8 protein-coding genes and 1 pseudogene are annotated in these 8186 nt (G+C 72.8%); 3 read left to right on the forward strand and 6 right to left on the reverse strand.

Annotation, left to right across the window (positions count from 1 at the left end; translation table 11 throughout):
- Positions 1-194 (forward strand): annotated as a pseudogene (locus tag ABZ281_RS26395) (hypothetical protein); the annotation flags it as partial.
- 46 nt (positions 195-240) lie between these two features.
- On the opposite strand, the gene proC reads toward ABZ281_RS26395, so the two are convergent.
- The 4 genes from proC to ABZ281_RS26415 form a co-directional block, all read right to left on the reverse strand.
- Positions 241-1053, reverse strand: a complete 813-nt coding sequence (gene proC / locus ABZ281_RS26400) for a pyrroline-5-carboxylate reductase (RefSeq protein ID WP_356659304.1) — start codon at positions 1051-1053, stop codon at positions 241-243.
- A gap of 105 nt (positions 1054-1158) precedes the next feature.
- The gene (locus tag ABZ281_RS26405; RefSeq protein ID WP_356659306.1) at positions 1159-1938 is read right to left on the reverse strand and encodes an ABC transporter permease; all 780 of its coding nucleotides are present in this window, start codon (positions 1936-1938) and stop codon (positions 1159-1161) included.
- The gene (locus tag ABZ281_RS26410) at positions 1935-2768 is read right to left on the reverse strand and encodes an ABC transporter ATP-binding protein (protein WP_356659308.1); all 834 of its coding nucleotides are present in this window, start codon (positions 2766-2768) and stop codon (positions 1935-1937) included. Before ABZ281_RS26410 ends, ABZ281_RS26405 begins: the two co-directional genes overlap by 4 nt.
- A gap of 71 nt (positions 2769-2839) precedes the next feature.
- The gene (locus ABZ281_RS26415) at positions 2840-3652 is read right to left on the reverse strand and encodes a class I SAM-dependent methyltransferase (RefSeq protein WP_356659310.1); all 813 of its coding nucleotides are present in this window, start codon (positions 3650-3652) and stop codon (positions 2840-2842) included.
- 343 nt (positions 3653-3995) lie between these two features.
- Between ABZ281_RS26415 and ABZ281_RS26420 the strand changes: the two genes are divergently transcribed.
- Entirely contained in the window at positions 3996-4559 is a 564-nt protein-coding gene (locus ABZ281_RS26420) for a TetR family transcriptional regulator (RefSeq protein WP_356659318.1), read from the forward strand.
- Between the two features lie 25 nt (positions 4560-4584).
- Here ABZ281_RS26420 and ABZ281_RS26425 read toward each other — a convergent pair whose 3' ends face one another.
- Both ABZ281_RS26425 and ABZ281_RS26430 read right to left on the reverse strand, forming a co-directional pair.
- Entirely contained in the window at positions 4585-5097 is a 513-nt protein-coding gene (locus ABZ281_RS26425) for an EamA/RhaT family transporter (protein WP_356659312.1), read from the reverse strand.
- A 176-nt stretch (positions 5098-5273) separates the two neighbouring features.
- Positions 5274-5594 carry an SH3 domain-containing protein gene (locus ABZ281_RS26430; protein ID WP_356659314.1) on the reverse strand — a complete coding sequence of 107 codons (321 nt, stop codon included), beginning with the start codon at positions 5592-5594 and terminating at the stop codon, positions 5274-5276.
- 181 nt (positions 5595-5775) lie between these two features.
- Here ABZ281_RS26430 and ABZ281_RS26435 point away from each other — a divergent pair, with 181 nt between their 5' ends.
- Positions 5776-7944, forward strand: a complete 2169-nt coding sequence (locus ABZ281_RS26435) for a serine/threonine-protein kinase (RefSeq protein ID WP_356659316.1) — start codon at positions 5776-5778, stop codon at positions 7942-7944.
- Positions 7945-8186 lie beyond the last annotated feature (242 nt).

The raw sequence follows: 8186 nt of genomic DNA on the forward strand, positions 1-8186 counted from the left end.
GGCGCGTCGCCCGCGCTGATCTCGCCGATGCCGGTGTGCGAGTCCCGGACGGAGCCGGAGTGCTGCGGGCCGGGGCGGAGCGGGCCCGGGGGATGGCACGGCCGACGGTGGATGCCGCGTACCGGGCGATCGGGTTGTTGCCGGCTGTTGCGGAGGCGGAGACGGCCGGTGCCGGGGCCGTGGTGGCGGTGTGAGGTGAGGCGGCTGCGGGGGGGCGGGTGTCGGGCCCGCCCCCGGTGGTCAGCTGTTGTTGCCGGAGGCCAGGGCGCGGCTGCGGTCGCGGGCGGCTTCGAGGGCGGCGATGAGGGCGGCCCGTACGCCGTGGTTCTCGAGTTCGCGGATGGCGTTGATCGTCGTGCCGGCGGGGGACGTGACGTTCTCGCGGAGCTTGACCGGGTGTTCGCCGCTGTCGCGGAGCATCGTCGCGGCGCCGATGGCGGACTGGACGATGAGGTCGTGGGCCTTGTCGCGGGGCAGGCCGAGGAGGATGCCGGCGTCGGTCATGGCTTCGACCAGGTAGAAGAAGTAGGCCGGGCCGGAGCCGGAGAGGGCCGTGCAGGCGTCCTGCTGGGATTCGGGGACGCGGAGCGTCTTGCCGACGGCGCCGAAGATCTCCTCGGTGTGGGCGAGGTGGTCGGCGGTGGCGTGGGTGCCGGCGGAGATGACGGACATCGCCTCGTCCACGAGGGCGGGGGTGTTCGTCATGACGCGGACGACCGGGGTGTCGGGAGCGAGGCGCTCCTCGAAGTAGGCCGTGGGGATGCCGGCGGCGCCGCTGATGACCAGGCGGTCGGCGGGGATGTGCGGGGCGAGCTCGTCGAGGAGGGTGCCCATGTCCTGCGGCTTGACCGTGAGGATCAGGGTGTCGGCGGTCTTGGCGGCCTCGGGGTTGGTGACCGGGGTGACGCCGTAGCGGCTGCGGAGTTCCTCGGCTCGTTCCGGGCGGCGGGCGGTGACCAGGAGGTCGGACGGGGTCCAGCCGGCGCGGATCATTCCGCTGAGCAGGGCTTCGCCGATCTTTCCGGTGCCGAGGACTGCGACTTTCTGGGTCATGGCGCGGGGTGCCTCCGAAGGGTGCGTCGTCCGGGGTCCATCCTCGCACCGGGGAGTGGGTGACGGCTCGGGTGTCCGCTGGGCGGGATGTCGCGCCGGGCCGGCTTACGCCGTGCGGCGCCTGAGGGTCGCCGCGCCAAGGATCAGGACCAGGAGTGCGCAGCCCGCGACGATCAGGACGTCCCGGACGAACGTGGCGGTCATGGCCGTGTGGCGGAGGACCTCGTTCATGCCGTCGACGGCGTAGGACATGGGGAGGACGTCGGAGATGGCCTCCAGGGCCGGGTGCATGGTGTCGCGCGGGGTGAACAGGCCGCACAGGAGCAGCTGGGGGAAGATCACCGCCGGCATGAACTGGACCGCCTGGAACTCCGAGGCCGCGAAGGCCGACACGAAGAGGCCGAGGGCCGTGCCGAGGAGGGCGTCGAGGAGGGCCACCAGGAGGAGGAGCCAGGGGCTGCCGGTGACGTCGAGGTCGAGGAACCAGAGCGCGAGGCCCGTGGCCAGGGCGGACTGGATGATCGCGAGGGTGCCGAAGGCGAGGGCGTAGCCGGCGATGAGGTCGCCCTTGCCCAGCGGCATGGCGAGGAGGCGTTCGAGGGTGCCCGAGGTGCGTTCGCGCAGGGTGGCGATGGACGTCACCAGGAACATCGTGATCAACGGGAAGATGCCGAGGAGGGACGCGCCGATGCTGTCGAAGGTGCGGGGGCTGCCGTCGAAGACATAGCGCAGCAGGAACAGCATCACGCAGGGGACGAGGATCATCAGCGCGATGGTGCGGGGGTCGTGGGCGAGCTGGCGCAGGACCCGGGTGGCGGTGGCGGTGGTGCGGGAGATGCTCAGGGCCCTCGGCGGGGTGGTCGGCCGGGTGGCGGTGGTGGTCATCGGGGCGTCTCCTTCGTACGGGCTGCCGCTTTCGCCTCGTCCACCAGGCGCAGGAAGGCCTCCTCGACGGTGCCGGTGCCGGTGCGGGTGCGCAGGGCGTCGGGGGCGTCGTCGGCGAGGAGTTCGCCGTCGCGCATGAGGAGGAGGCGGTGGCAGCGCTCGGCCTCGTCCATGACGTGGGAGGAGACGAGGAGGGTGGCGCCGCGGCCGGTCGCGATGTCGTGGAAGAGGTTCCACAGGTCGCGACGCAGGACCGGGTCGAGACCGACGGTCGGTTCGTCGAGGACGAGGAGTTCCGGGGAGCCGAGGAGGGCGACGGCGAGGGAGACGCGGTTGCGCTGGCCGCCGGAGAGGCTGCCGGCGAGGGCGTCGGCGTGGGTGGTGAGGTCGACGTCGGTGATGGCGCGGGTGACGTCGGCGTCGCGCCGGTCGGCTGCCCGGCGGCCGGGGTCGAGGATCGCGGCGAAGTAGTCGAGGTTCTGGCGGACGGTCAGGTCGTCGTAGACGGACGGGGCCTGGGTGACGTAGCCGACGCGGGTGCGCAGGGTGGGGTGGCCGGCTGGGTGGCCGAGGACGTCGAGGGTGCCGGTGACCTTGGCCTGGGTGCCGACGAGGGCGCGCATCAGGGTCGACTTGCCGCAGCCGGAGGGGCCGAGGAGGCCGGTGATCTGGCCCCGGGGGACGGTGAAGCCGAGGTTGCGCAGGACCGTGCGGGGGCCGCGGACGACGGTGAGGTTCTCGGCGTGGACGGCTGGGGTGTCCGGGTCCGGGGGCTGGCCGGGGGTGGGTGCCGGGCCCGGGCGTGGTGAACCGGGAGCATTATTCATCATACGATGTATAATGCTCCCGGGGGGTCGGACGCGTCAAGCCGCCGCGGTGGGCGGTCTTCGGTGGCTGTGCGTCAGGCCGGCGTCCTGGCGAGGAGCAGGACGACCTCGTAGACCTCCTCGATGAAGCCGTCCGGGAAGGCCCGGAGGAGGTGCCCGCGTTCCTCGGCCAGGAACGACGCGGCGTGGTCGACGCCGTGCACGAGGAAGACCGAGTGGCTGCCGATGTTGGCCAGGTGGGTGTCGACCGGGACGCAGCGGCTCCAGCGGACCGTGCGGCGGGTGAAGTCGAGGCGGCCGGTGGGGTCGGCGGCGCGGGCGTCGACGTTGCGTTTCTCGGCGGAGACGTCGATGCCGAAGTGGCGTTCGGTGCGGGCGGCGGCCTCGGCGATCCAGGGGACGTCGACGGCGTCGGTGTTCCACCAGAGGGCGAGGGCGCCTCCGGGGCGCAGGACGCGCAGGGCCTCCGGGACGGCGCGGGCGGGGTCGGTCCAGTGCCAGGCCTGGGCGTAGGTGACGAGGTCGACGGAGGCGTCGGCGAGGGGGAGGTCGTCGCCCGTGCCGCGGACGACCGGAACGCCGGGGAGGGCGCGGCGGAACTGGGCCGCCATGCCGTCGCCGGGTTCCACGGCGACGACGTCGGCGCCCCTGGCGTACAGGAGGGCGGTGGCGATACCGGTGCCGGCGCCGACGTCCGCGACGCGCGCGCCGTTGAGGGGGCGGCCGGTCAGGTCCTCTATCGCGTCGAAGAGGGCCGAGGGGTAGGAGGGACGGTTGGCGGCGTACTGGGCCGCGGCCGTGTTGAAGGACTGGGCTCGGGCGAGTCGGGTGGGCTCGGGGGTGGGGTGCACTCCGGTGGGGTGATGGGCGGAGGGAGGTGTGGTCATACGGCCATGGTGGCCGGGGATCGGACGGGGGGCGGTGGGATTTCGGTGAGGTCGGCGGGATCGGGCGGCCCGAGGAGGAGGTGACGGGCGGCGGCCTGGAGGGGAGAGGGATCGGCGGCCCGAGGGGAGGAAGGCACCGGCGGCCTGTCGTGCACGGTGTGGCCGCCGCTCGCGCTCGGGGGGGGTTCTCGGGCGTTCTAGTGGCAAGGCCGTGAAGTTTGCGGCTGGGGTCTGTCGTCAAGGGCCTGCGGCCGTAAGGATTTCGATGCTGGTGGTGGCCTTGTAGCTGGTGCGGTCGATGCGGGGGCCGCGGGCCTGGTATTTGGAGATTGCGCGTTTGACGATGCGGGGGCTCACCCGTAGTCGCGACGCGGCGATCGAGGTGCTGGCCAGAGAGGGTGCGCGGGGTCTGACGTTCCGGGCGGTGGACGCCGAGGCCGCCGTACCGGCCGGCACCGCGTCCAACTACTTCACCAGCCGGGACGCCCTGCTCACCCAGGCCGGCGCCCGTGTCTACGAGCGGCTCCAGCCCGACGACGCGACCATCGCGCGCCAGCGGGCGGCCGGCCGTGACCGGGAGACCTACGTCGTGCTGATGCGGGAGCTCGTCGGCCGCGTCGCCGCGTTCCGCACCGGCTATCTCGCCCTGCTGGAACTACGTCTGGAGGCCACCCGGCGTCCCGAACTGCGGAAGGTCCTCACCGAGCGGGTCCGCGCCGACGTCGACGCCAACGTCGCCTACCACGAGGCCTCCGGACTTCCCGGCGACGCCATGGCCGTCAAGCTGCTCATCCTCACCTTGAACTGGCTGATCGTCGAGCAGCTCACCCTGCCGGACGTCTTCACCGAGGCGGAGCGCGAACAGCTGGTGACGGCGGCGGTCGAGCGCATCGTGGCGGAGCGGTAGGCGGCGGGGCCTCTCGCGGTGGTGGCTACGCCCGGCGGCGGTTCTTCGGGTTGCCCGAGCGGCGGGTCGTGCGCTTCTCGTACTGCTTGCGGGCCTCTTCGTACTCCTCGCGGTGCAGCTTCTCCCCGGGGGCCTCGGTGAGGGAGCGGAAGAAGTACGCGAGGAGCGAGCCGACGAAGCCGACGGCCAGGAGGCCGCGGAGGGAGGCCTGGCGGTCCGGGTCGTGGCGGCGGGTGAAACCGTCCCAGGTGTGGCGGAAGGCCATCGCGCTGCAGATCGCGAACATCACGACCATGAGGAGCGTGACGAAGCCGCCGATCGCGGCGATCTGGAGGCCCTGGTGGGCGAGGCGGAGGACGAGGCAGGAGGCGACGGCGGCGGCCAGGGAGCCGGCGGCGACCGCGATGCGGCGGGCGGTGTAGCCGGTGTCGTGGTTCAGCCAGGTCGTGCCGAAGAAGCGCAGGGGCTCCGGGCGGGGGCCGAGGGCCTCGGCCGTGGAGCCCGCGGGAGTGGCGGGGGTGCTGTCGTCTGCACTCACGGGTCGATTATGACCCTTGCCGGGCCGCGGGCTCCGTGCAGGCCGGCCGCGGCGGGAGGCGACGTAGCCGTCGCCTCCCGTCTTCACGCAGGCGTCCGTGACGAACTCGCCGTCAGATGTTCGACGCGGCTGCTGCGCCGCGGTGGCGGCGCCCACCATGAGGGGTGGGGTTCGGATCAGGAGCAGCGCGGGCGGACGTAGCCGTCGCTGCCGGTGCGCACGTAGGCGTCCGAGACGTACTCGCCGTCGTCGATGTTGTCCCAGATGTTCGTGGTGCCGTACGGACCCGCCACCGTTGTGCCGGGGCGCTGGCAGAAGATGGTGACCCTGGCTCCCTCGGGCAGGACGCGGACGAGGGCGTAGCCGGTGCCGGGGCCGCTGCGCACGTTCAGGCGGACGCCCGGGGCGACGGCGTACGACGGCAGGGCCGACGCCGCCATGGTGACGGTCTCTCCCTCGCCTCCGCCTTCGAGTTCCCCGACATGGTCGACAGACATGTGTTTCTCCCCCGTTGAGCCCCATGGCTGCCATGGGACGCCGTTGATTCCCCCGAGTCACGCCGCACGACGCCAGTGCGCAACTCGTGCGTGGAGGCTAGCAAGCCGCCTCTGTCCCGCACGAGTCTTCGACTAGGCTCCGTGCGTCGCGCGCGCGGACGAACAGCACGGGGGTGGTTCCATGGCGCCACAGCGGAATGCCGGAGCGGGCGCGGAAGCGGAACTTCCCGAATACGCCGGTCACTACCGTCTGGAGTCCCGTCTGGGCTCGGGCGGGATGGGTGTCGTGCATCTGGCCCGGAGCACCTCCGGGATGAAGCTCGCGGTGAAGGTCGTACACGCTCAGTTCGCCAAGGACCCTGACTTCAGGGGGCGTTTCCGGCAGGAGGTGGCGGCGGCGCGGAAGGTGAGCGGCGCCTTCACGGCACCCGTCGTCGATGCCGATCCGGACAGCGGACGGCCCTGGATGGCGACGCTGTTCATCCCGGGACCCACCTTGTCCGACCAGGTCAAGCGGAACGGTCCCATGGAGCCGGCCCAGTTGCGGCGCCTGATGGCGGGGCTGGCCGAGGCGCTGCGTGACATCCATCGTGCCGGGGTCGTCCACCGGGATCTGAAACCGAGCAATGTCCTGCTCGCCGACGACGGACCGAAGGTCATCGACTTCGGCATCTCCCGGCCGCTGGACAGCGAACTGCGCACGGAGACCGGGAGGTTGATCGGTACCCCGCCCTTCATGGCGCCCGAGCAGTTCCGCCGCCCGCGCGAGGTGGGTCCGGCCGCCGACATCTTCGCGCTCGGGTCGGTGATGGTGCACGCGGCCACGGGGCAGGGGCCGTTCGACTCCGACAGCCCGTACATCGTCGCCTACCAGGTGGTGCACGACGAGCCCGACCTGACCGGTGTGCCGGATGAGGTCGCGCCGCTGGTGCTGCGGTGTCTCGCGAAGGAGCCGGAGGAGCGGCCGACGCCGGACGAGTTGATGCGGGAGCTGCGCTCCGTCGCGGCTTCGTACGACACGCAGACGTTCATACCGGCTCAGCGGACCTGGGACACCGAAGGTTCGTGGCCGCCCGCCGGGAAACCCGTCCGTGCGGTGGAAGCCGGTGCACCGGTGGAAGCCGGTCGTGCGGTGGAAGCCGGTCGTGGCAGGCGGTTGCGGCTCGGCAGACGGGCGGTGTTCGGAGCCGGGGCGCTCGGCCTGGCCGTCGTCGGGGCGCTGCTGTCGCTTCCGTCCGGCGGCGGTGACGGCGGCCGTGAGGGGGGCGGTGACGGTGGTGTCCCGCGCGACGCCGCGCGGCGGACGACGTCCGCCGCGTTCAGCGGCTGGGAGACGAAACCCTCGTCCGCGGAGGGAACGCCCCGGTGTTCCCACGGAGCGGGCCGGCTGCTCTGTGCCGTGTCGGGTCTGGTCTTCGCCGTCGACCCGGCCGACGGGGACGTGGTGTGGCGGCATCCGGTCAAGGCGGGCCTCAGGAGCGGACCGCCGGTGCTGACCGGGGGGCTCGTCCAGCCCGCGCTCGGCCAGGGGCCTCACCTGGAGGCGCTCGATCCGGGCTCGGGCGCGGTGAGGTGGCAGCGGGACGTGCCCGCGTACAACGGCGTGGCGTCGGCCGGCGGCGTGCTCCTGCTCACCGCAGCGAACGGGACGGTCACCGGCCTCGACAGTGCCTCCGGTGAGCCGGAGTGGAGCCGCCGGATCCCCGGCCAGGAGACGCCGTACTTCGTCACCTTCGCCGGTGACCCGCTGGCGTACGCCGCGAGCACGTCGGCCGACGGATCGAGCACCCGCGTCACGGCCGTGGACGCGCGGACGGGGGACGTGCGCTGGGACGCCCGCTTGGACGGGACGCTGGAGCCCTTCGGCACGGCGGACGGGGCGGTGTTCCTGCTGTCCGTCGACGCGACGCGCGGCGACGCGAAGGCGGTGGTCCGCTACGTCCCGGACAGCGGGGCGACGCGACGGGTGCCGCTGCCCGTTCCCCTCCAGCAGGCGCAAGGCGCCGTGCGCGGGAACGTCGCCTTCCTCATGGCCACCGGCGGCTCCCTCGTCGCCGTCGACCTGGACGCCCGCGAGCAGCTGTGGAACCTGGAGACCGGTGTGGCCCGCGGCTCCACTCCCGTCATCGGCGACCGGTACGTGTACGTCACCACCCCGGACGGGCGGCTGCTCGCGGTCGACGCCCGGCGCGGGAAGCTCGCCGGGCAGACCCGGCCCCGGCTGGGGACGCGGTCGGACCGGGTTCCCGCGGTGCTGACCGAGCCCCTGCTCGCCGGGGGCCGGGTCTGCGCCACCGCGCCGGACGGCTCCGTCTTCGCGGTCAACGGGCGGGACCCGGCGGCCTGGTAGGCCCTGCCCGGCCGGAGTGGCGTGGGGGCCGGACATGCCCGAGGGCCGCCTCCCGGAGCGGGGGGCGACCCTCGTCGTACGCGGGGAGCTCAGCCCAGCTTCGACACGTCCCGCACCGCGCCCTTGTCCGCGCTCGTCGCCATCGCCGCGTAGGCCCGATCGTGGCGGGACTGCTTGAACGCACACCCTGGCCGGGGCTGCTTCTGGACCGGCATCTCGACAGTTTCCTTCTCCGCGGACAC

Source organism: Streptomyces sp. NPDC006265 (assembly GCF_040613555.1).
GTDB lineage: Bacteria > Actinomycetota > Actinomycetes > Streptomycetales > Streptomycetaceae > Streptomyces.

Excerpts from the sequence above, each read along its gene's own strand:
- ABZ281_RS26435 (WP_356659316.1), top strand. The coding sequence starts at position 5,776 with ATGGCGCCACAGCGGAATGCCGGAGCGGGCGCGGAAGCGGAACTTCCC.
- ABZ281_RS26415 (WP_356659310.1), bottom strand. The coding sequence starts at position 3,652 with ATGACCACACCTCCCTCCGCCCATCACCCCACCGGAGTGCACCCCACC.
- ABZ281_RS26410 (WP_356659308.1), bottom strand. The coding sequence starts at position 2,768 with ATGATGAATAATGCTCCCGGTTCACCACGCCCGGGCCCGGCACCCACC.
- proC (WP_356659304.1), bottom strand. The coding sequence starts at position 1,053 with ATGACCCAGAAAGTCGCAGTCCTCGGCACCGGAAAGATCGGCGAAGCC.
- ABZ281_RS26430 (WP_356659314.1), bottom strand. The coding sequence starts at position 5,594 with ATGTCTGTCGACCATGTCGGGGAACTCGAAGGCGGAGGCGAGGGAGAG.
- ABZ281_RS26420 (WP_356659318.1), top strand. The coding sequence starts at position 3,996 with ATGCGGGGGCTCACCCGTAGTCGCGACGCGGCGATCGAGGTGCTGGCC.
- ABZ281_RS26405 (WP_356659306.1), bottom strand. The coding sequence starts at position 1,938 with ATGACCACCACCGCCACCCGGCCGACCACCCCGCCGAGGGCCCTGAGC.